Annotated in this window: 1 protein-coding gene; it reads left to right on the top strand. The window is 71.0% G+C overall.

Going from position 1 to position 383, the window contains the following annotated elements:
* A partial coding sequence (locus ACT89H_RS29515; RefSeq protein ID WP_445111945.1) for an AMP-binding protein occupies positions 1–383 on the top strand: 383 nt, incomplete at both ends.

Genomic DNA, 383 nt, shown 5'->3' with positions numbered 1-383 from the left:
CGCTCGGTCGTGAACAACGGGAACGCTATGCGGTGACCGCGGACTCGCGAACGCTGCATCTGGCGTCGCCGAGCTTCGACGCCTCGGTCTGGGAGTTGCTGCTCGCGGCGGGGAGCGCAGCCACGATGGTGATCGCCCCACCCGACGCCTACGGCGGCTCGGCGCTGACCGAGTTGCTGCGCCGCGAGCGGGTGACCCACGCGGTGATCACTCCGGCGGCACTGACGTCGGTCGATCCGGCGGGGCTCGACGACCTGCGAGTCGTCGTCGCGGCCGGTGACGCATGCCCGCCGGAACTGGTGCGCCGCTGGGCGGTCGACGGCCGTGAGTTCTTCAACGCCTATGGCCCGACCGAGGCCACGATCATGACGAGCCAGAGCGGG

The sequence above is a fragment of the Nocardia aegles genome (genome assembly GCF_052545135.1).
Note: the sequence above shows the minus strand (reverse complement) of the source record. Positions and strands in the feature narration are given on the sequence as shown.